Genomic DNA, 22,991 nt, shown 5'->3' with positions numbered 1-22,991 from the left:
CGTAATGGTCTCGTCAGCTTTTTGCAGTTGCTATATATGATGAACAACTGACTTACTTATAAAATTTTATTTCATCCATTCAGGTTTGCCAAAGCCTTCAAAATCCGAATCAATCATTTTTTCAAATTCTGCTGATTCAACTATTTCAATAATATCTTTTGCAAATTGCTTATCAATGTTTTCCGTTTTTACTGCAACCACGTTTCTGTATATATCAAGCATGTCCTCTAGTACTAGCGCATCTAATAAATTCATACTTGCAGCTAAGGCAAAGTTTCCAGGAACTGCCGCTAAATCAGTACCATCAACTGAACGTGGAAGTTGACCTGCTTCAATTGGCTGGAACACCAAGTTCTTCTTATTCATTGTTACATCTTTTTCAGATACCTTTAGTACTTCTGCATTCGGATCAAATTCAATAAGACCTTCATCCTGTAACACTAGTAGTGCGCGGGCTCCATTTACAGGATCGTTTGGAAGAGTAATCTTTGCACCATCTTCAATATCTTCAATTGTCTTGAATTTATTGGAGTAAATGCCCATTGGAGCTGTCGGAACGATAATCAGTGGTGATAATTCTGCTTTCGTTTCTTTAACGACATTCTCTAAATAAGTCGTGTTTTGGAACAAGTTTGCATCAATATCGCCACTTGCAAGTGCGTTATTCGGCTGGATATAATCGCTAAATTCAATTAGTTCAACTTTATATCCCTTTTCTTCAAGTCCAGGAATAATTGCCTTTTTCAACATATCACTATATGGACCAGCGGTTGCACCGATTTTCAAGGATTTCTCATCTGTAGCTTTTTCTTTGCCACCACAAGCAGCAAGTGCGGTTCCAAGTACGAGTACTAATACAACTAGTAGAAACTTTTTCATCATTTTTTCTCTCCCCATCATCTTTTATCGATTACTTTTGAAATACGGTCTCCCGCAAATTGAATCAGTTGTACTAATACGATTAATATCACCACAGTTACTACCATTATTGTATTGTCGTAACGGTAGTAACCGAATCGAATTGCTAAATCTCCGATTCCCCCACCACCAACAACACCAGCCATAGCTGAATAGGCAACTAAACTAATAACTGTAAGTGTCACGCCTTGAATAATGCTTGTCTTTGCTTCAGGCAATAGTACATCTTTGATAATCATCCACGGAGTTGCACCAACAGCGATTGCAGCTTCTATGACCCCTTTATCAATCTCTCTTAGTGATGTCTCCACAATTCTTGCGAAAAAGGGAATGGATGCAACAGATAGCGAAACACTAGCCGCAGCCGGTCCTATCGGAGTTCCTACAATTAATTTAGTCAACGGGATTAACGCGACAAGTAAAATAATAAATGGAACAGAACGGACCATATTGACGATAAAACCGAAAACTGAGTTCAATGCTCGATTTTCTAAAAATAATCCTTTATCGGTAATGAATAGTAATATTCCTAATGGAAGCCCAATAACAAGTGCGATAACGAGAGAAATACTTATCATATACAGCGTTTCTCCAAATGCTTTTGTAATATCAGGCATTAACTCCATAATGTGTTGACCATCAATTCCCATTGTTAATTACCTCCACTTGAGCAGCTCGTGATGACATATAGGCAATTGCCTTTTCTATTTCGTCATCCTCTCCTTTTAATTCCATCAAGAAAGTACCGAGAGGTCTTTCTTGAATATATTCGATTGAGCCGTGTAGGAAATTACCTTGTATTGCAAATTGCTGCACTGTATCTGAGATTATTCCCTCGCCCGCAACATCACCTTTAAACATGACTTTGACAAGTCTACCCGTGCACTTACTCAAAATCATTGTCGGCACATCAAATGACACGACACTGCTGATAAATTCTTTCGTCAATTCTTCTTGAGGATTTGAAAATATGTCATATACTTGACCTTCTTCAATCACTTTTCCGTCTTGCATAATTGCCATACGATCACAGATTTCTTTAACAACATTCATCTCATGCGTTATCAAAACGATTGTAATCTGCAATTCTTTATTGATTTTCTTCAACAATCTTAAAATAGATAGCGTCGTATTCGGATCTAATGCAGAGGTTGCCTCATCACACAGTAATACTGAAGGATTATTTGCTAGTGCTCGGGCAATACCTACCCGCTGCTTCTGACCACCACTCAACTGTGCAGGATAGACATCCCGTTTATCAGATAGGCCGACCATTTCTAGTAAGTCCGTTACCCGGCTGCTAATTTTATTGGTAGGTGTTTTTGCCGCCCGTAAAGCAAATGCAATATTTTCATATACAGTCTTTTGGCTGATTAAATAAAAGTGTTGAAAAATCATTCCTATTTTCAAACGTGCCTGACGGAGATTATTACCCCGTAACTTCATCAAATTTAATCCATCTACTAAAATCGTTCCGCTCGTTGGTTTTTCCAACAAATTTAGACAACGGATAAGAGAACTCTTCCCTGCACCTGAGTAACCTACGATTCCGAAAATTTCTCCCGTGTTAATGTCTAGTGAAACATTATCAACACCAGTCACGATTCTTTCTTTTGTTTTGTATACTTTTGACACGTTTTGAATTTGAATCATGCAATTCTCCTCTTTCTATAAATAGAAGTACGAAATCTCAGATGTCTGACCATATAAAAATGCTTCTCTCATAAATGAAAGAAGCACCGAAAAATAAAAAGGTTTCAGCTCATCTTTCAGAATGAAGTTCACTCTGTAGGAGTTAGCACCTTCCTTACATTACGCAAGGGGTTGCTGGACGTCATCGGGCCTATCCCTCAGTCTCTCTTGATAAGTACCATTATGTAATTATTTTGATTGATAAACTTTATAATAGTATGTCCCAAGTAGATTGTCAACATAATATGTTCTGACATATAAAAATTATTATCATTTTCATTTCATTCCATGTATACTGACAATAAAATAAAGAATGTGAGTACATAGAAGAGAGGTTATTACATGACACTATCCAATAGACTCAAGAACTTACCCCCACACTTTTTCACATCACTTGTTCGAAATGTTCAAGAAGCACTTTCTGAAGGACGAGATGTTATAAACTTGGGGCGAGGAAATCCCGATCAACCGACACCTCCACATATTGTAAAAGCACTTCAAGAGGCCGTTGAAGATCCAGCAACACATGGATACTCCCCTTTCAGAGGGACCCCCGAATTAAAACAGGCCGTTGCTGACTTTTATAAACGAGAATACGATGTTCATATTGACCCTAAAACAGAAGTGGCTATTCTATTTGGAACAAAACCTGGATTGGTCGAATTACCCCTTGCGATTATGAACGAAGGCGAATTACTCTTATTGCCGGATCCGGGCTATCCTGATTATTTATCGAGTATAAGCTTGGCGAATATTAAATATGATTTAATGCCATTACTTGCAGATAATGATTTTTTACCTGATTATTCTACTCTCTCCGATGAACAAAAAAAGCAAGCAAAATTAATGTATTTAAACTATCCAAATAACCCAACGAGCGCAACAGCCACGCTACCATTTTTCGAAGAAACGATTGCTTTGGCAAAAGCTAATGATATTGCAATTCTGCATGACTTTGCTTACGGTGGAATCGGTTTTGACGGTGTGAAACCCGTCAGTTTCCTGCAAGCAGAAGGTGCAAAAGATGTTGGAATTGAATTGTACACATTATCAAAAACGTATAATATGGCAGGTTGGCGAGTTGGTTTTGCCATCGGGAATGCAGGTATCATTGAAGCAATCAGCTTATTACAAGACCATTTATTCATAGATATATTCCCAGCAATTCAGCGCGCAGCAGTTGAGGCATTATCTGGAAGCCAGGACTGTGTTGATGAGCTTGTCTCACTTTACGAAAGCCGCCGTAATGTTTTAATTTCCGAATGTAAACAAATCGGTTGGGATGTCATCGCGCCTACTGCGTCTTTCTTCGCTTGGCTACCCGTTCCAGAAGGGTATACAAGTGAATCTTTCACAAAATTACTGTTGGACAAAGCAGACATTGCTGTAGCACCGGGTCATGCTTTCGGTAAGCATGGTGAAGGGTATGTACGTGTAGGCCTATTGGAAAATGAAGAGCGCTTAAAAGAAGCAGTTGCTCGGATTGAAAAACTCGCTCTATTTTCATGATAAAATAATTAAAGTTGGATTTCATATCAAAAGAGCCAGGAGTTTACTACTCCTGGCTCTTTTGAGTTAACTATTCTTTTTTCATTAAAAACATTGGAAAGAGCGAATATCGTTTCGATTAATTGCATGATGGATCCAGCCACGTCTTCTACTCCAGCGCAACCCTATAACCAATTGTCTCCCTACAAATGTTGGAAAGAACCAAAAGCTATTACCATTTCTCACCCATATATAAGTGTTTTTGTATAAACAATTTCTTATCCCATTCGAACCAACTTGCCACGCAGGTATTGGTGGCGAAAAGCCAGGCGGAGGACCCATTGGAACTCCTCCCATTGGTGGTGGTCCAAATGGTGGTGGTCCAAAATAGTCTTGTTGGCGCCGAAAGCCCTGTTGGTTATAGTCGTCTCCATCCTGATTGAAATACAAGACACATTCCCCTTTCTAAGTAATTCATATTAGTATATGGAAATTACTTAGAACGGTGAAAATAACTGTAAAAGAGCACGTCTGTTGATTAACCATTTATTCACATAAAATACTGGTAAAAAGGGCTTGATAACCTCCATTTTCACTGGACTATTTCCGGCTCGCTCTCGGTGAAATAGTCATGATAGGTTTAAGGAGGAATTGCAATTTACCCCTTCCTAGAGGGGCATTTTTGACTAGTTGCCTGTCGCGTTCCTACAATGATTAAGTAAAAATCCAGCTACTTTGATAAAAAAGAATAGATGAATTTCTATAGAAATTGTAAGAGCCCGAAGATACAATTTCAGGCACTCTGGTACTATTGTTTTACAATCCTCAATTGATACCAATCCTTTTTCACTTCATACTAAACCCAAGTTGTACCGAATCTGCAATTCGCTTGTAGCCAACCTCTTGGTAGATTTTATTTGCTGTAGGATTCATTAGATCAGTATAAAGCATACAAAAATCATATTTTTTTAGAAGTTCATTTGTTCCAGCCGCTACCATCGTCCGGGCATAGCCCTTCTTTCGTTCTTTCTTTGGTGTAAACACCAAGGAAACAGTTACGCCATGATCCGTCGGTCGAGATTTTTTCATCATTGAAACTACATTGCCTTCATGCTCCCACAAAAACACTTCCTGTTCGGCTACAAATGATGCAACTCGTTTTTTCACATCTTCCCCAACTGTTTGAGGAAGTCCTGCATCTTCTTCAAACAAATTGAACCACTTTTCGATAAGTGGACAATCTTCCGTATCTGCAAAACGCCAGGAACCAGGACTATGTTCGAGTGTTTCATTTATTTTATCCAATCTATACAATCCTTGGTCCATCATCAATTGATGAGTCTTACCTGTATTCACTTTCCACTTCTCGCTAAAAAGGTATGCCCATGGTTTTAAGCTAATGATGGAATTCAATTCAATTTCAAGCTCCAATAGGTTTCTTATTAACAAATCCATACATTCTTCCAGACGATTGTTATCCGTGAAAATTAGGTTCAATGGATGTGGAGGTGTCATTTGAAATAAGGCTAGCACCTGCCCCTCCTCTTCAATTGTTGCCATAAATGGATTATCGTATCGACCTGCTTTAATTGCCTGCAACACACCAAAAAAAAGGCTGTAAACGTCTTCCCCTTTACTTAGAACCGGTTCTGCTTTCTCAGCAAATTTTTGCACATCTTGATAATATCTAAATTCCATCCCCCACAGCCCCTTTGATAAAATAATAATAATCACCGAAATATTATAACAATTCTACCACATTTATCCTATATACTGTGATGCTATTGAAATCTATTGGTTATCGGAAAAATTTCCTCAATTACATTAAACGCCAAAGTGAGCTGAACAGAGGCCTGACTTCTGTCCAAAAATATCAATTGATGAATCGGCTCCTAATCCTCTCTTTAATCACCAGGAATGCGGCCTGTACGAACAAGGCACACAGAATTGTCGGGAGTCATTGCAGGACTGTTAACACGATGTACGAGGGGTTCCAACGGCATCCTCTAATCATAGACTTCGTCCTCACTTACAATCATTATTATTTGCAGGACTTGACGTTTGTTGCAATGCCTTATCATAATTTGGCCCACTAGTTACGATATGAAATTTTCAACGCCTGAGATCACTATTAAGCAAAGATATAATGGTTGAACAGATGTGGAAACTAGATTCAAAAAACCAGGACATGCAATTAAGCATGTCCTGGTTTTAACTCAGATAGATGTCTGTTTCGAACTATTCAACGTTTCTAATTCTTCTTTACTTCCTACGTAATCAAGTTCTTTATTTTTCTCGATTTCATGCATGTCAAGAACGTGTTGAGTAGGTGGGATTAAAAGACTTATTACGATAATTGTAACCCCAGAAATAATCACACCTGAGAAAACAGGCGCTAACCACAATTCGCCCAACAAGCCCAAAAACCCATCTGATTGAATTTTTGGTCCAGGAACGTGAGTAAGTGACGTAATAATATAATAAACTAGTCCAACAGATATACTTGCCCATACTGCGGGAGTACTGACCCGCTTCCAAAATGGGCCTAAAACGATTGGCCAGAACAATGTAACAAATACAACATCCCATGCTAGGTAAGCTAAATCAATAACTTTTTGAGCACTTAACGCTAGAATTAAGCCTAGTAAGGCGCTCGCAAGAATCACCATTCTGGAAAAAAATAATAACTTTTTCGGATCAGGATTCGGATTAATGAAATCTAAATAAATGTTTTTCGTAACAATCCCTGAGGTTGCTACATAACAAGCCGCGACAGTTGACATACCCATAGCTGCCATCGCTGTTAAAAAGATAGCAGATAAAATAGGTGGGAAGTAGCCTTGTGCAAACGTAAGCATCAGTGTTTCAGGATTGGAACTGTTTGGGTAAATAGATCTAAAAGCTTCCCCTAACATTCCAGGTATCCAACTAATAGCGATGATTACTGAACCTGCAATAATCATACTGAGCTGTGCTACACGCGGACTTTTTGCCGCAGCAACACGCTGACCTAAGTCCACTGCTGGAATATCACCAAGTGCTAAAACTAAATAGAGAGTCCAGAATTCAACTCCACCTCTACTAACTAATTCGCTTATATTCCACCAATCAGGGTTAAATGTAACATCGGGATAATAGAATAAAACAAATATCGTTATCCCAAGGATTCCGGCAACCGCTAATGCACCTTGAACTATTTCTGTATAAGCAACTGCCCATAAGCCACCTATAACGGAATAGATTGCCGTTAACGAAACAAATAACAGCGCGGCAGGAAGAAAATCGATTTGGAAAAGTTGTTGGATAATATAAGTTCCCCCAACAGTTAAAGCTGCGGCATTGAAAACCCCAAATGCTACGGCCATCACTATTCCCGTATATGCTCCTAATTTTTTACTACCATATCTCAATCCATAGTAGTCTGCTAATGTCCATCCTCTTAATCTTCTTAGAGGTTTAGTCCAGATTAATGCCCCTAAAATCATACAAGTACCTAGGCCACCCATTGTTGCAGACCCTTCAAAGCCTCCACTTGTATAACCCGAGCCTACAGCTGCAAAAAAGAACGGAGCTGCTAATAACGCGGCAATTAAACTCCCCGTTACAACTGATAATGGCATACTCCAGCCCGCCACAATTAAATCTTCAGCAGTTTTAACGCGCTTATATCCCTTATAACCAATATAATAAATAAAAACTAAATACACACAAAATACAACGATATTCATCAATTCAAGTGCTCCTCATCTATCTTTTTATCCGTTCATAACTACTCCACCGTTTGGAGTTAGTATTTGACCTGTATAAAAATCCGCATTTGCTGAAGCTAAAAATAACACAGTATTAGCGATTTCCTCAGGTTGAGCCAATCGCTTTAAAGGATATTTAGCCGCCTCTTCTACGATATAATTTTCGCCGAACGCTTGTAGGATTGCAGTATGTGTTCCACTAGGTGCTACCGCATTGACTAATATGTTAGGTGCCAACTCTCTTGCCAAGGATTTCGTAAATGCATTAATACCGCCTTTTGCAGCTGAATAATGGGTAAATTCTTCACACCCTAAACTTGCTAACTCTGAAGAGATATTAATAATCTTACCTTTATTTTTTTCCTTCATTCTCTTCGCAGCTTCTCGGCAATTATAAAAGTTTCCATAAAGATGTACTTTTATCATTTTGTCCCACTGCTCATCTGTCAATTCTGTAATAGGAGCATTCTGTGCAAATCCAGCATTATTTACAAGAATATCAATTGTGCCTAGATGGTTGTCCATGTAAAGAAACATATCCCGCACTTGTTGAGAATCAGATACATCCGCACGGTACTTTACGACATTTACACCATATTCCTTCGCCTGTAGAAGCACTTTTTCCGCCTCTTGATCACTACCAATATAGTTTATTAAAATATTTGCCCCTTGTTCAGCAAATCCTAAAGCAATCGCTCTCCCTATCCCCATACTCGAACCCGTTATGAGGACATTTTTACCTTTAAGCTTTAAATCCATCAGTCTTCACTCTCCAATTTAAAATTTGTAATTAAGGATTGTAATTTCTCAGCAGTCTGTCCTAAAGAAACAGACGCTTCCTTCACTTCCTGCATAGATACTAATTGTTCTTGTGTAGATTGTGAGACATTAAATGAAAACTCGGTAGATTGTTGAGACGTTTTCTTGATATTATTTACAGATGCTACAACCTCTTCTGAAGATGCAGAAATTTCTTGAGAGGCTGCAGAAATTTCTCGGATTTGATCCGCCACTTCATCTGCAGATTGTACGATCCTTTTGAATATCTGACCTACTTCATTCGTATAATCCATTCCCACTTTTACGTCTTCTTTTCCTTTTTCCATCACGGTTACAGAAGCGTTAGAATCTGTTTGAATCATATTAATTAGTTGGAATATCTCTTTAGCCGACTGAGATGATTGTTCAGCTAATCTCCTTACTTCATCTGCAACGACAGCAAAGCCTTTACCATGCTCACCAGCTCTTGCCGCTTCAATAGCAGCGTTTAATGCTAACAAATTTGTTTGCTCTGCTATAGCGGTAATAATGTTCACAATGTCGCTGATTTTATTAGAATTAGCATGTAACCCATTAATAGTTTCCTCAATCTGCTCAACAGATGTATTAATTAATTGCATTTGAGCAATCACCTGTTGGACAACCTTATTTCCTTGTTCAGCAGCAAGTGAGGCAGTTAGGGATGATTCAGAAGCCGTGTTGGCTGAATCAGCAATCTGCTGTATGCCGCCCGCTGTTTCTTCCATTGCAGCAGCTGTTTCTTCAGTCATTATCAGGGAAGTTTCAGCATTTTGAGCGATATTCTTCATCTCTCTTGAAACCTCTGTCGAACTATTGTATGACTCTGCAGCATTTATAGTTAGCTGATTGGCTGATGAAGCAACGTGGTCAGATGTGTTTCTAATATTCAGAATGACGTGTTGCAAATTTGAAACCATCGTTTTAATCGATTGTGAAAGTTGTCCAACCTCATCATTTGTAATCTGGAGATTAACATCTTTCAATTCTCCATTTGCCACTTGGTCTGCGACAAGGACTACTTTTTTAAGCGGCAAAAGAAGTCGATCAATTGTCCAATAAAGCAAAACCAGTAAGATTAAAATACCGATTACCGCAATAACAATCTGTTTTGTGACGCTTTTTTTGATGATAGTATCAATATAATCTGCAGAGTAATCGATACCTAACACTGCAATCGTATTTCCTTTTTCATCTTTGAGGGGACTGAAAACGGTTCGCCATGAACCATATGTGTCTACAAAAATACTCGTTACTTCTGATTGATCATTTTTAATCGCAAGCTTAGCAGTTTCTATATGGACAGGTGCAAGATCAGTAAACAATTCCCCCGCCTCATACGCATCATTCAGGTTATCTGTATAGCCGATAGGTGTGACACCACTATCCTCGATTTCCCAAATGTAGCTCCAAAACATAATACCTTGTTCATCCCTTATATCATCCAAGGTACTTTGCATTTCTAAAAATTGCTGTTCATCTTCCCCTTGAACATTCAATAATCCCTCCACTTCCCCAGGATCGAGGTTCTTGGCTGTCAATAAACCAACACTTTTTAATTCTTGTTCAAGGTCATTCTCCAACTGACTATTCAATTGAGTAACACTTTGTGTTGTTAGTACCGCAAAAAGTGCGAAAACAATGATAGACACTGTCAGTAAAAGTTTATATTTTAGTGACATATTCTTGAAAAATCGCATAATTATTATTTCCCCCTCTTAAATTTTTGTTTCTATCTTTAACATATAAAAAACCTATTTCAAAATGAAATAGGCAAATAAAAAAAACTAGAGTATTAACTAGTATTTCTTGAGCAACCCAGCCGTCATAGTAATAATTACTTTAGACCTGTAGCTTTGCGTCCCTATTTTTCAATAAGTTTGCCTATAACCTCAAAAAATATACCACATAGTCTAATAGATGGCAATAGAAAGTGCCAATAGTTTCATAGTTTAACTTAACGTCAACCCTTAATGTACTAGTAAAAAAACATCTCCACACTTATATAGTCATGACTAAGTGATAACGATTAGTGTCTTTTTAACCAGAAGAAAATACAACTCAGTTGACTGATATCTCCGAAGAAAATATTTAAATTGAAAAGCCATTTTTCGAAAGCATCACCAACTCATCATATAATTGCTGTCTTTCAAATAGTAAAACTCAATTGGTGTCAAACACTTACTTTTCGGATAAATTTATAACACATAAAAAAGGTGTTTTATTTCTCTTTATCATTATTAAAGGCCATGTCTGTTGACTAACCATATATTCGCATAAAATACTGGTTAGAAGGGCTTGATAACCTCCATTTTCACTGGACTATTTTCGGACCGCTTTCGACTAACTATTCATGACAGAGTTAAGAAGGAATTGTAGTTCATTCCTCCTTAGTAATCCTGTTGCGAATCGTTGCCTGTCGCGTTCCTACAATATTCAAGTGAAAAATGCGGTTGTTTCGGAAGAAAAGAATGGATGACATTCTATGAAGAGTGTAACTGCCCGAAGATGCAGTTTCGGGCACTCTTGCACGTTGCACAATGCGATCCTTACTTGCTTTTGGTAAAGTTTATGTATCTAAGCTTGTGTTGCCTATTAGAAAGTGACACTACTTTAAAATAAATGAGAAAAAACCATAGAGAAAGCATTAGCCGCAAAAATTGCATCTTTGGCGGCTTTTCTCCAGGTAAGAAGCCAGATCCAGCTATTCTTTCGTCCAAAAAACCTTCAGCACTCTGTGTACTTATGCATTTGGAGCGCGACGGATGAAGGACAGTTGTCTTTTTCTATAATAACTTCGGACTTCTTCGATGATTTGTAGTTTGTTCAAAAGCATAAGCAAACTTGATTAATATCCCTTCACTAAAAGCGGGGCCAGCAAAAGTTATACCAAATGGCCTTCCACTTTCCTTGTAACCAGCAGGTAGAGCTATAGATGGATACCCAGCTTTGGCACAAATAGTCGAGCCTATATATGCAGGGAAAAGAATTGCATCAAGGTCATACTTTTTTAACGCAAGATCAATTCCCATCTTAGAAAAGTATAGATCATCCAGTTTTGCATTCAAGTATTCAGGATTCCTTAACGTGTTAGGTAGTCCCACCATTTCTTCCAACTTATTCTGTCCGTATTTCAAAGCTCTATCTGCATTACTCTTATTAAACTGAATCAATTCAGCTATAGAATGTACAGGTAAATGTGAGGGGAGTTTCGAAAGATAATTTTCTAAGCTATGTTTCATCTCAGATATTAGTACCATCCTTTTCCAATCCCTATTAAAAAAAGGAATTTCTATATCCTCATTGACCAAAGCACCTGCTTCACTTAAGGTCTGAATTGCATTTTTAAATAATACATCATCGTATTCTTCAGAATCGTAAACCTCTTTAGAAGCATTTTTGAACACACCAATTTTAGCGCCTTTTAAACCCGTAGAATCCAAAAAAATCGAATAGTCCTGTTGAAGCATCCCTTCACATTTATGGGTAGCTGGGTCGCGCTTATCAACACCTACTAGAGCTCCTAATAAAATGGATGCGTCCGTCACGGTTCTCGCCATTGGCCCTGGCGTATCTTGAGAATATGTGAAAGGTATTATGCCAGAACGGCTAATCAATCCAACTGTAGGTTTTATACCTACCACAGCGTTAGTAACTGCAGGGCTTAGAATAGAAGCATCCGTTTCAGTACCAACAGACAATACCGAAAAATTTGCAGCAACTGCAACAGCTGAGCCCGAGCTTGATCCACCAACAAAAAGTTCAGCATCACCATATGGATTTAATACTTGCCCACCTCTAGCACTATAACCTGCCCACATTGTATTCGACATTCCATTAGCTAGTTCTGTCATGTTAGCTTTGCCTAATAAAACTGCACCTGCTTTACGTAGCTTTTCAACAAGGAATGCATCTTGACTACTAATATGATTCTCTAATGCGAGTGTTCCTGCACTCGTATGCATTGAATCATTCGTTTCAATATTGTCTTTAAGAACAATGGGAATACCGTGCAAAGGACCTCTAGCTCCCTTTAATTTCCTTTCATAATCTAATGCTTCAGCAATAAAAATGGCGTCTGGATTTATTTCAAGAATAGAATTTATTTTCGGACCGTCTTGGTCATACTTTGCGATTCTGTGTAAGTAATACATAACCAACTCTTTTGAAGTAACTTCTCCATTTTCCATAGCTGCTTGTATATCATTAATCGTTAATTCTTCTTTTAAACAATTGTTAAACTTAATGTCCATATAGTCCTCCTTAAACACTTCAGTATTTCCATTTATAAGTATAATTCTACACAAATCAACAATCCCCTTTTTAACTGGGTTTTATATAGTTTACACAAAGGAGAACATAACACCGATTTTACTCAAGGCCTATTTCACTCCATAAAAAAAGTCAGCCATTATTAATTTGGCTGACCGTTCTTCCCTATTCAATTAACAGCATTGATTGACACGAAACTTATTCCATAACTGCTTCTGGAACAGCAATGGCAAGTAGCTCATTCAAATAGCTGTCAATTTGATTATGATAATTCGCACCTTCTACACCAACTAGCTCAAAGTGTCTGATCGAAAGATAAGTATCTGCATTCAAAGTAAATAGACTATAATAATTAATCAATGTCTATTACTGTCGAAACACCTTTAGTAAATCGATTCATAACCTAATAAATTTATGATTTCCTTAAAAACCAAAAAAGATGTGCACCGATAAGATGCACATCTTTTCTATAAATCACTGGTTATCTACCAAAGCATCGGCTTTTGAACCATAAGCCAGAGCATAATCAGCATAAGACCAATATAAAGCCACGAAGTATTATTTAAACGATCAAGTATCTTATTTTTATCAGCATCGGGATTTTTAAACTTCCGTAGTACAATCGTAAATCCCCTTGCGAGAAAAAAGCCAGATAACAGCAAAATGACAAGTGTCATGAGTATCCATGACGTATACCATGGCCAAGGTCCAAATACCAATAGAAGGACACCGGTGTAGACGAGAACATGTCCTGCATGCATGACTAAGCGAATGATGACTTTGATAATGGACAAGTAGGCTTGCTCAATACTTGTTTCAACGTCACGCAATCGCTTTATAATCGGCATCAATAGAAACAATGGACCTATGGCAAGGATAGCACTACTAACATGCAAAAAGACAATCGCGCCATAGATACCTGATTTCATTCAAAACATCATTTCTCTACTGCGCTATATTCATGCACCCAAACTTTCATTGCAGGAAGCCATGGCATTTTCGCATGTGCATGCATTGACATCATCGATTGTTTGTAAGCTTCTAAATCTGCATAGCCTTCTTGCTGTGCATGTTCGTCTGTCAAATCGCCAAGCGATTGTACGTAAAGTGCATCAATTGTAAACTCTTTGCCATCTAGCACCATAATTTCTCCAGGATACGCGTAAACACCATTGCGGCGTGTAGCTGTTTTCTGATCGTTTAGTACTTTTTCTACGTCTGCTGGTATCGTCACCAGACGTTCAATTGAACACGTTTTTTCAGGAAATTCAGTCATGTAAATCGCTCCATTTCATCTATTGTTCTCTACCTAATCATAACGATTTCCGGCCATTTTTGCGACATTTCCGCATGCAGTTTTTCACACAACAAAACCGATGCGCTCATCTCGACACGCATCGGTCACAATTTGAAAATTTTCTAATTTAAATGACTTATACATCATCTTACTTTTTAATAAACCTTTCGTTCTAAACCCGCCCAATATTTATCTCTTACGAAGCAGCGTAACACTCTGCACTACTCCTTCTCACTTGTTACATTTTATAATTCATCGTTTACACCCAACACTTTTTTTAACTTGATAAATTAATTCTAATTCGCAAACGACAATATCACAAAAATCAAATTCATCTCTTGTGCGATCTACGAATGCAATCTTATCAAGCTGTATCATTTATCGTAGATTTTTTACACTTCCGGTTGATATGTGCAATATGCGAATAAAACTGATCAGGCTTATAAGACCAAAAAAGCATGACCACACTCCGAATGCAGAGTGTGGTCATGCTTTTCTCTATGTTTTATTCCGAAAACTGTTTCAACAAATTCGCCATCTCAATCGCTGCGTTTCCTGCATCCCATCCTTTATTGCCCGCTTTCGTTCCTGCACGTTCAATCGCCTGTTCAATCGTATCTGTCGTCAAGACACCAAAGATGACCGGAATGCCTTCTTGCAGATTAATAGCAGCAACACCTTTTGCTACTTCACTGCAGACGTAATCGAAGTGTGGAGTTGCACCGCGGATGACAGTGCCTAGTGTAATAACAGCATCATACTTACCTGAAGCCGCCATTTTCTTCGCGATTAGTGGAATTTCATAGGCACCCGGAACCCAAGCAACTGCGATATCATCTTCAGCAACGCCATGGCGACGCAATGCATCTTCTGCTCCACCTAGCAATTTCCCTGTGATAAATTCATTAAACCTCGCAACAACGATTCCAACTTTAAGCCCTGTCCCTACTAAATGTCCTTCATAAATTGTACTCATTTTTTTCCTCCTTAATTATGCAATAAGTGTCCCATTTTATTTTTCTTTGTTTCCATATAAACTTTGTTCTCCACGTTAATTGGCATTTCAATTTGAATACGCTCTGTTATTTCTAACCCGTGCCCCGCAAGTCCAGCAATTTTACGCGGGTTGTTTGTCAGAAGATGAATTGACGTCAACCCGAGATCCCGCAGTATTTGTGCACCAATGCCGTAATCTCGAAGATCATCCGGGAATCCTAATTTCTCATTGGCTTCGACAGTGTCATAACCTTCTTCCTGCAGTTTGTATGCCTTCATTTTATTGACGAGACCAATGCCTCGACCTTCCTGACGCATATAGAGCAGGACGCCTCTTCCAGCATTTTCAATCTGCGTAAGTGCAGCTTGAAGTTGCGGACCACAATCACAGCGACATGAGCCAAAGACATCGCCCGTTAAACATTCCGAATGAACACGGACAAGTACATTTTCTGCACCTTCAATATCGCCTTTCACTAAAGCGACATGCTCATTCCCGGTTTCTTTTTCTACGAAAGCGACTGATGTGAAATCTCCAAAATCTGTTGGCAGTTGAATAGCTACAATACGCTCAACAAGCTTTTCATTGATTCGTCGATAAGCAATTAATTCTTGAATTGTTAAGATAACAAGATTGAATCGATCAGCTATCTCTTTCAATTGTGGCCCTCTTGCCATTGTCCCATCGACGTTCATAATTTCACATATGACGCCAACCGGTTCTCCCCCCGCAAGCTTAGCAAGGTCTATCGCCGCTTCTGTATGACCCGCGCGCTTTAAGACGCCGCCAGACTTCGCGATTAGTGGGAAAATATGTCCTGGTCTTCTAAAGTCTGTTGGACCTGCTTCATTCCCAAGCATCTTTAAAACTGTTTCCGATCGTTCAAATGCAGAGATTCCAGTGTGACAATCCGCGTGATCAATGCTAATTGTAAATGCAGTTCCATGCACATCACTATTATTTTCTGTCATAAGTCCTAGTTTAAGCTGACGCGATTTCTTTTCATCGATTGGCACACAAATCAATCCGCGGCCCTCTGTCGCCATAAAGTTAATCATTTCAGGTGTAGCAAATTCGCCAAGTGCAACAAAGTCACCCTCGTTTTCTCGGTCCTCGTCGTCAACAACAATAATCGCTTTTCCTTTTTTCAGTTCCTCAATTGCTTTTTCTACGGTTGAGTACATCTGTTTTCCCCCTCAACTAAGGAACCCACTGGCGATAAGAGTATCCATTGTTAAACCACCAGTTGAATTCTCTTTATTGGTAGTCATTAGTCGTTCTATATATTTTGCGAGCATATCACATTCTACGTTCACACGATCCCCTGCCCGCTTTCGGCCAATGATTGAGTCGTCTTGGGTAACCGGAATCAGTGAAATAATAAATCCACTACCTGTCACACCAAAGACAGTAAGCGAAGTTCCATCCACAGTTACAGAACCTTTCGGAACTAAATACTTCAATAATTCAGTTGCGATACTAATCTCCATGTAGACTGCATTTTCTTTTTGTCTAACCGAAACGATTTCGCCAGTGCCATCAACATGTCCACTGACTATATGTCCACCAAAACGACCATTCGCCGCCATAGCACGCTCCAAGTTAACTGAACTTCCCGTACGCAATGTTTGAAGAGTTGTCGCTTTAACAGTTTCAGGCATGACATCAGCTGTAAATTGATTGCTTGAGAAATCTGATACCGTCAAACAAACACCGTTCACTGCCAGGCTATCGCCTTTTTCCACATCGCTGAGCACTTTGGTGCACCTAATTGCTAGTTGCAATGAATTCGTCGCTGACCTAACCGCTGAAACTGTTCCTATTTCTTCAATAATTCCAGTAAACAACTGCTGTCAATCCTCCTTCAGAAACCTGGCGTGCAATCGTATATCGTCCCCGATTTGTCGCACATCTAAAAAACGAAGGGATTCGCCTTCTGTCATCAGGTTTCGATTATCATCCATGAACAAAGAGGCACCGTTGCCGATTAATTTCGGAGCCATATACAAATACAGTTCATCTGCGAGACCTTCATTGATGAAACTGGAATGCACTTTGCTACCGCCTTCTACGAACAACGTCATGATTTCTTTATCAGCAAGACGTTTTAAGACTTCACTCAAAAAAGCTACGTTGTCTGGAATCCTTTCAATTGAAACGAGAGGATAATCCGAAAAAGTAGTTTCCGATTCTGTTGAATCGAGTGTAAAAATAATTGTTTCTGCATCGCCGTCTGTAACAACATTCGATGTTTTTGGCGTCCTAAGATGCCGGTCTAAAATAATTCGAATTGGGTTCTTTCCACCATGGGGCAAACGGGTGGTGAGGAAAGGGTTATCGTGAAGTACGGTTTGTACGCCGACCAAAATAGCATCATGGGTATGGCGGAGGTGATGGACGTCGGTTCGTGATGCAGCCGAAGTAATCCATTTGCTGTCCCCGTTCTGCGTTGAAAGTCTACCGTCAAGAGTTGCGGCGGCTTTCAAGGTAACGTATGGTTTCCCGTATTTGATGAAATGAAAAAATGCTTGGTTTAACTGCTCTGCCTCTTCCTGTAAAATGCCGGTAATGACTTCAATCCCAGCAGCTTTAAGAAGCCCGATTCCTGTTCCATTGACGGAAGGATTCGGATCGATAGACGCAACAAAAACACGTTGAATTCCAGACGATATAATGAGATCTGTACACGGAGGTGTTTTCCCAATATGGGCACACGGTTCCAGTGTCACGTATAGATCCGCACCAATAGAATTCGTCCCCGCCATTGACAGTGCATGCACTTCAGCATGGGGTGTCCCAGCTTTTAAGTGCGCACCAGTCCCTAAAACCTGGCCGTCTTTCACACAAACAGCACCAACGAGTGGATTCGGCGAGGTTTGTCCTTGTGCACTACGTGCCAGTTCAATAGCAAGTCTCATATAATGTTGAGGGTCCATTGGCATTCCCCCTTTCGTTTTGTGAAAGGGCAGAGCCTACAAGCATAGCACGCATATCCAAACAACTTCTCCCATCCAGACTATAACTGTCGGTGCCGGAATTTCACCAGCTCCACCGCCTTCCAAACGAGGAAGGACGGGTCACGGACTAACGAGCAATGCTCGATCACCGCCGGTAAGGAATTTCACCTTGCCCCGAAGAGTTTGTTTATACGTGCCGAGTTAAAGTTAGCATACTACTTCCATAAAATCAAAAGAAGACTCTGGCCGATTGAACGGAACTGAGTCTTCTATCAAGTAAATCTCATTGAATTCGCTACGGTACTAGGGGTAGCCTTCACTCTGTTTAAGCAGGTATTCATATGTTTAATCACATCTGTTGATAAACCAATAATTACCAGTTTGTAACACGAACTTCTGCTGGCGATACGTGTATCGTTGCCTTTGGATTGCTTTGGATAGAATGACTTCTATACGATTATCGAGATGGCTGGATATGTAGGGATGCGACTTTGTCGCATCCCTACATTTTTTTCGATAATCGTATTGTGGTTCTTCATCCTTCGCGCTCCAAATGCTTAAGTACAGGAAGTGCTAAAGCTCTTTGAGACGAAAGAATAGAGGGACATCTACACGGATAAAAGCCGCCAAATATACAATTTTGGCGGCTGATGATTTCTCTATAGTTTTTTCTTATTTATTTTAAAGATGTGTCACTTTCCATAAGGCATCAGATGATTAGATGCATATTCCTTGCTAAAAGTAATCAAGGAACACATTGTACAACATCCAAGAGTGCGCGACAGGCAACTATTCGCAATAGGATTAACAAGGAGGAATGAACTACAATTCCTCTCTAAAAAGTGTGGCTAGAAATGACGGAGTCACTTCTAGCCACACTTTTCTCCCGGTAACTGTATCGTGATTATTTCGCCGAAAGCGGACCGGAAATGATCCAGTGAAAATGGATTTTCCCAAGCCCTATTCACCAGTATTTTATGCGAATAACTGGTTGATCAACAGACGTGGTGTTCACTATTTATAGCAATTATTACTTATTCTTCAAGTCTTCAATTGAATCGATGTCCATATACTTCGGTACCACAAGACCGACTTTGACACCTTCCATATTGATGCCAAGTTCTTCGTATTTACCTTCGAATTTTTCAGCATATGTTTTATGCGTTAATGGCATCCAAGCTGCAAGTGATGCATCTGCACTGCCGTCAGCAACTGCAGTCCATAATGGACCTGCTTCAACTTGTGTTAATGTCACTTTATAACCCATATCTTCTAAAACAATTTTCATAACGTTATGACTAGCGATTTCACTATCCCATGCAACATAAGCAAGTTTGATCTTGTCGCCGTCCACTTTTTCAACGCCATTTGTCCATTCAGCTACTTTTTCTTCGTTTGCATCAACCCACGTTTGTGCTGCTGCATCTTCTTTTTCACCGTCTTGGATAGCTACCATTATTTCGCCCATATCCTCTTCAGTCCAGTTGAACTGTGATAAGATTTGGTGCGCTTCTGGCATATCATCTGCTAATCCAATTCTACCGATTGTACGGATCTGTTCTTCCCCACCGTACACACCTTTTGGATCTTCAAGATATTTTAAATCGTATTCCGTAAACTTCCAATGTGGCGTCCAACCCGTTACGATGATTGGCTGCTCTTTGTCATACGCTTTTTTCAATGAAGCTGTCATTGCCGCACTTGAACCTGTTGTAAGATCCCAATCTTTAAGGTCATATTCTACAAGTACTTTTTCAGTTGCTTCCATGATACCCGCCCCTGGATCGATACCCGTAATTTTATAGTCTACTGATTCGCCAACGGTTTTAGTGGTATCTCCGCCTGCGTCATTCTTGTCGCTGCCACATGCCGCAAGTCCGACTGCAAGCAGTGCAACCGCACCAATTCCTATTACTTTTTTTGTTAATTTCATTTTTTAATTCCCCCTTGTTTTTTCTTTCCAGCGTGTTGTGTAACCCGGTCTAAAATAATCGCCACAATTACAATGGATAGACCTGCTTCAAAACCAACACCCGTCTTCAATTGCGTTACAGCCCGGTATACCTCTTCGCCAAGCCCTGGTGCACCAACCATTGAAGCGATAACAACCATAGATAACGAAAGCATGATGCTTTGATTGACCCCGGCCATAATTGTTGGTTTAGCAAGTGGAATTTGCACTTTGCTCAATCTCTGCCAAGTTGTAGAGCCAAAAGCTTCTGTCGCTTCGATTAAATCTTTCGGGACTTGTTCAATTCCAAGCATTGTCAAACGGATTGTTGGTGGCATTGAGAATATAACAGATGCCACAACACCCGGGACGACCCCGATGTTGAAGAAGAATATAGCCGGCAGTAAATAAACGAATGCTGGCATTGTTTGCATCAAATCCAATAATGGATTGATAATTTTTCTTGCTGTCGCTTGTTGTGAACCCCAAATACCAATCGGAATTCCGATTATAAGCGCGAAGAATACAGAGGTGAGTACGAGCGCCAACATTTGTAGCATTGGATACCAATACCCTAAGTAATCGATAAACAGCAAACCGAACAATGTGAATAATGCAATGCGCCGAGTGGATACGAACCACGCAAGCAAGGCAAGTAATACAGCAAGTAAAATAGAAGGCACCATGTCGAGCCATTCTACTGATCCTTCAACGATTGTTGTAAGAAAATCTGAAATCCCGTCAAACAATGTACCAAAAGTTACCACGAGCCAATCAACACCATTGTCAATCCACTCTGCAAAGGGAAGTCTAGGTAATAGCTTATCCATTTATCTTCACCTCCGTGTCCGTTTCTTCATCGGAATCGAAAGTTCCGTTATTATTGATAAACTGATTGTCACCTGAAAGTGCACCAATCAAAGCACCACGAATAATAATTCCCTGTAACTTATTATTTTCATCAACGACTGCAACCGGGATAACAGCTGTCGATACGATATCGAACAAATCGATTAGCACAGTATCCGGAAGTAGCATCGGAAGGTCAGTAATCATTATTTCTTCAAGCGTCTTCCCTGTCTCAATAGCCAAACCCGCATCTTGGGCCGTGACTGCACCTAAAAGACGCTTTGCTTTATCGACAACGTAAATTGAAGATATCCCCAGTTGTTTCATCATACGAAGAGCTACCCTCGCTCCACGGTCGATTTGAATCGTATCTGCTTTTTTCATAATATGTCCCGCTGTCAATACTTTAGAAAGGTCCACATCTTCAACAAAACGCTCTACATATTCATTCGATGGACTCATCAATATCTCTTCGGGCGTTCCAACTTGAACGATTTCCCCGTCCTTCATCAATGCGATACGGTCTCCAATACGAAGTGCCTCATCTAAGTCATGGGTAATGAAAATAATTGTTTTCCCCATATCATTATGAAGTTGCAATAATTCGTCTTGCATATCTTTGCGAATTAAAGGATCAAGTGCACTAAATGCTTCGTCCATCAGCAAAATATCTGGTCCATTAGCTAGCGCTCTCGCTAAACCAACACGCTGTTGCATACCTCCGCTCAACTGGGTAGGGAATTGATCTTCATATCCTGCAAGTCCGACTAATTCTAAGGATTCTTTTGCTTTGGCTTGACGTTCTACCTTTGCTACTCCTTGGATTTCTAAGCCATATTCGGCATTTTCAAGAATCGTCTTGTGGGGAAAGAGTGCGAAGTTTTGAAATACCATTCCAATTTTCTTACGTCTTACATTACGAAGCTGTTCTTTATTCATCCCGACAATGTCCTCACCGTCCAGCAGGATATTGCCCATAGTTGGGTCAATCAGCCTGTTCAACAATCTAACAAGCGTTGATTTCCCACTGCCTGACAATCCCATAATGACGAATATTTCACCTTCGTACACCTCGAATGACGCATTTTTCACGCCGACTGTTGCTCCGGTCGCCTTCAAAATCTCACTTTTTGTTTTTCCTTCATTTAGAAGCTGGGAAGCCCGCTTCGCATTTTTACCGAAAATCTTCGTAGTGTTTATCACTTCGATTTTCTTTTTTGCTATTTGTTCACTCATACATACACTCCTTATATTTTCAAAACTAAAAACTAGCGAATGTCTTCTAGTATAGCTGTCTTTTTTCTTCATTACAACCGTTTTCTCAATTTAAATGGTTTGTACAGAAAAAACTGTACGAACTTTTATTGCTTCGAATTGCTTTTTAAGATAGGATATAATAGGCTATAAGAAATGGGCTGGATCGGTTAATGAATGTCGATGCTAGTGGAGGGAAGACTTTTATGAACGGTAATGAAAAACTTGAAAAAGCTCGTGAGCGGATCATTGAATCCATCGCACAAAATATACATCTATATGGTCTTACACCTTCTGCCGGAAGACAGTATGGTACGATGTTTTTTCATAATGAGCCGTTAACATTGGATGACATGACAGAAGAACTCGGAATGAGCAAAACGAGTATGAGCACATCTGTCAGGGCACTTTCCGATTTGAAGTTAGTGGAACGCGCTTGGAAAAGAGGGGTCCGAAAAGACCTTTATCAAGTGAAAGATGATTGGTACCAAAGCTTCATCGATCTTTTTTCGATAAAGTGGAGAAGATCTGTTTCCTTTCATTCAGCCGCAATCAGAAGATCTTTGGCTGAACTGGAAGAACTAGTGAACGATTCTTCGTTAGATGATGGATTGAGAGAAGAAGTATATATAGATATTGAAAAACTAATATACCTACGTGATTATTACGAATGGCTCGATCGTCTTGTTGATGCTTTTGAAGATCATGATATTTTTAATCTCGTGCCAATTAAAAAGCCTGAACAGGATACGAAAAATAAGTGAACATG

At 39.6% G+C, this 22,991-nt stretch carries 20 protein-coding genes and 3 riboswitches; of the genes, 2 read left to right on the top strand and 18 right to left on the bottom strand.

Annotated elements, in window-relative coordinates; all coding sequences use genetic code 11:
* Window positions 1-66 precede the first annotated feature (66 nt).
* From FQ087_RS01500 to FQ087_RS01490, 3 genes are read right to left on the bottom strand one after another with little or no spacing between them, the layout of a single operon-like run.
* Window positions 67-879: a MetQ/NlpA family ABC transporter substrate-binding protein gene (locus FQ087_RS01500; RefSeq protein ID WP_149580707.1), complete on the bottom strand. Its 813-nt coding sequence runs from the start codon at window positions 877-879 to the stop codon at window positions 67-69.
* 17 nt (window positions 880-896) lie between these two features.
* Window positions 897-1,568 carry a methionine ABC transporter permease gene (locus FQ087_RS01495; protein WP_149578796.1) on the bottom strand — a complete coding sequence of 224 codons (672 nt, stop codon included), beginning with the start codon at window positions 1,566-1,568 and terminating at the stop codon, window positions 897-899.
* Entirely contained in the window at window positions 1,558-2,571 is a 1,014-nt protein-coding gene (locus FQ087_RS01490; RefSeq protein ID WP_149578795.1) for a methionine ABC transporter ATP-binding protein, read from the bottom strand. Before FQ087_RS01490 ends, FQ087_RS01495 begins: the two co-directional genes overlap by 11 nt.
* 106 nt (window positions 2,572-2,677) lie before the next feature.
* A riboswitch (SAM riboswitch) is annotated at window positions 2,678-2,788 on the bottom strand.
* Between the two features lie 164 nt (window positions 2,789-2,952).
* Here FQ087_RS01490 and FQ087_RS01485 point away from each other — a divergent pair.
* Window positions 2,953-4,119: a pyridoxal phosphate-dependent aminotransferase gene (locus tag FQ087_RS01485; protein ID WP_149578794.1), complete on the top strand. Its 1,167-nt coding sequence runs from the start codon at window positions 2,953-2,955 to the stop codon at window positions 4,117-4,119.
* Between the two features lie 825 nt (window positions 4,120-4,944).
* On the opposite strand, the gene FQ087_RS01475 is transcribed toward FQ087_RS01485, so the two are convergent.
* From FQ087_RS01475 to FQ087_RS01410, 15 genes are all read right to left on the bottom strand, one after another.
* Window positions 4,945-5,796 carry a GNAT family N-acetyltransferase gene (locus FQ087_RS01475; protein ID WP_149578793.1) on the bottom strand — a complete coding sequence of 284 codons (852 nt, stop codon included), beginning with the start codon at window positions 5,794-5,796 and terminating at the stop codon, window positions 4,945-4,947.
* Between the two features lie 518 nt (window positions 5,797-6,314).
* Complete coding sequence (locus FQ087_RS01470) at window positions 6,315-7,826, bottom strand: sodium:solute symporter family protein (protein ID WP_255452258.1); 1,512 nt, start codon at window positions 7,824-7,826, stop codon at window positions 6,315-6,317.
* A gap of 27 nt (window positions 7,827-7,853) precedes the next feature.
* On the bottom strand, window positions 7,854-8,606 hold the full coding sequence (locus tag FQ087_RS01465) for an SDR family NAD(P)-dependent oxidoreductase (protein ID WP_149578791.1): 753 nt from the start codon (window positions 8,604-8,606) through the stop codon (window positions 7,854-7,856).
* A complete protein-coding gene (locus FQ087_RS01460; protein WP_149578790.1) occupies window positions 8,606-10,345 on the bottom strand; it encodes a methyl-accepting chemotaxis protein in 1,740 nt (579 codons plus the stop codon). Before FQ087_RS01460 ends, FQ087_RS01465 begins: the two co-directional genes overlap by 1 nt.
* A gap of 109 nt (window positions 10,346-10,454) precedes the next feature.
* Window positions 10,455-10,540: riboswitch (cyclic di-GMP riboswitch) on the bottom strand.
* Between the two features lie 891 nt (window positions 10,541-11,431).
* Complete coding sequence (locus FQ087_RS01455; protein ID WP_149578789.1) at window positions 11,432-12,898, bottom strand: amidase family protein; 1,467 nt, start codon at window positions 12,896-12,898, stop codon at window positions 11,432-11,434.
* Between the two features lie 217 nt (window positions 12,899-13,115).
* Window positions 13,116-13,277: a hypothetical protein gene (locus FQ087_RS22285; RefSeq protein WP_188006606.1), complete on the bottom strand. Its 162-nt coding sequence runs from the start codon at window positions 13,275-13,277 to the stop codon at window positions 13,116-13,118.
* A 125-nt stretch (window positions 13,278-13,402) separates the two neighbouring features.
* On the bottom strand, window positions 13,403-13,846 hold the full coding sequence (locus tag FQ087_RS01450) for a hypothetical protein (RefSeq protein WP_149578788.1): 444 nt from the start codon (window positions 13,844-13,846) through the stop codon (window positions 13,403-13,405).
* 8 nt (window positions 13,847-13,854) lie between these two features.
* Entirely contained in the window at window positions 13,855-14,193 is a 339-nt protein-coding gene (locus FQ087_RS01445) for an ASCH domain-containing protein (protein ID WP_149578787.1), read from the bottom strand.
* A 526-nt stretch (window positions 14,194-14,719) separates the two neighbouring features.
* Window positions 14,720-15,190: a 6,7-dimethyl-8-ribityllumazine synthase gene (gene ribH, locus FQ087_RS01440; RefSeq protein ID WP_149578786.1), complete on the bottom strand. Its 471-nt coding sequence runs from the start codon at window positions 15,188-15,190 to the stop codon at window positions 14,720-14,722.
* An 11-nt stretch (window positions 15,191-15,201) separates the two neighbouring features.
* Window positions 15,202-16,395 (bottom strand): bifunctional 3,4-dihydroxy-2-butanone-4-phosphate synthase/GTP cyclohydrolase II, encoded by a 1,194-nt coding sequence (locus FQ087_RS01435; RefSeq protein ID WP_149578785.1) that lies wholly within the window; start codon window positions 16,393-16,395, stop codon window positions 15,202-15,204.
* 12 nt (window positions 16,396-16,407) lie between these two features.
* Window positions 16,408-17,058 (bottom strand): riboflavin synthase, encoded by a 651-nt coding sequence (ribE, locus tag FQ087_RS01430; RefSeq protein WP_149578784.1) that lies wholly within the window; start codon window positions 17,056-17,058, stop codon window positions 16,408-16,410.
* Window positions 17,059-17,064: 6 nt separating this feature from the next.
* Window positions 17,065-18,147, bottom strand: a complete 1,083-nt coding sequence (ribD, locus tag FQ087_RS01425; protein WP_149578783.1) for a bifunctional diaminohydroxyphosphoribosylaminopyrimidine deaminase/5-amino-6-(5-phosphoribosylamino)uracil reductase RibD — start codon at window positions 18,145-18,147, stop codon at window positions 17,065-17,067.
* 59 nt (window positions 18,148-18,206) lie between these two features.
* Window positions 18,207-18,354, bottom strand: a riboswitch (FMN riboswitch).
* 844 nt (window positions 18,355-19,198) lie between these two features.
* A complete protein-coding gene (locus FQ087_RS01420) occupies window positions 19,199-20,101 on the bottom strand; it encodes a glycine betaine ABC transporter substrate-binding protein (RefSeq protein WP_149578782.1) in 903 nt (300 codons plus the stop codon).
* A complete protein-coding gene (locus FQ087_RS01415; RefSeq protein ID WP_149578781.1) occupies window positions 20,098-20,949 on the bottom strand; it encodes an ABC transporter permease in 852 nt (283 codons plus the stop codon). The genes FQ087_RS01420 and FQ087_RS01415 overlap by 4 nt, the downstream gene beginning before the upstream one ends.
* Window positions 20,942-22,204: a quaternary amine ABC transporter ATP-binding protein gene (locus FQ087_RS01410; protein WP_149578780.1), complete on the bottom strand. Its 1,263-nt coding sequence runs from the start codon at window positions 22,202-22,204 to the stop codon at window positions 20,942-20,944. Before FQ087_RS01410 ends, FQ087_RS01415 begins: the two co-directional genes overlap by 8 nt.
* A gap of 224 nt (window positions 22,205-22,428) precedes the next feature.
* Here FQ087_RS01410 and FQ087_RS01405 point away from each other — a divergent pair, with 224 nt between their 5' ends.
* Complete coding sequence (locus FQ087_RS01405) at window positions 22,429-22,986, top strand: GbsR/MarR family transcriptional regulator (protein WP_149578779.1); 558 nt, start codon at window positions 22,429-22,431, stop codon at window positions 22,984-22,986.
* Window positions 22,987-22,991 lie beyond the last annotated feature (5 nt).

This window comes from Sporosarcina sp. ANT_H38, from assembly GCF_008369195.1.
In the GTDB taxonomy this organism is placed as follows: domain Bacteria; phylum Bacillota; class Bacilli; order Bacillales_A; family Planococcaceae; genus Sporosarcina.
This window is presented reverse-complemented; position numbering and strand designations above follow the sequence as displayed.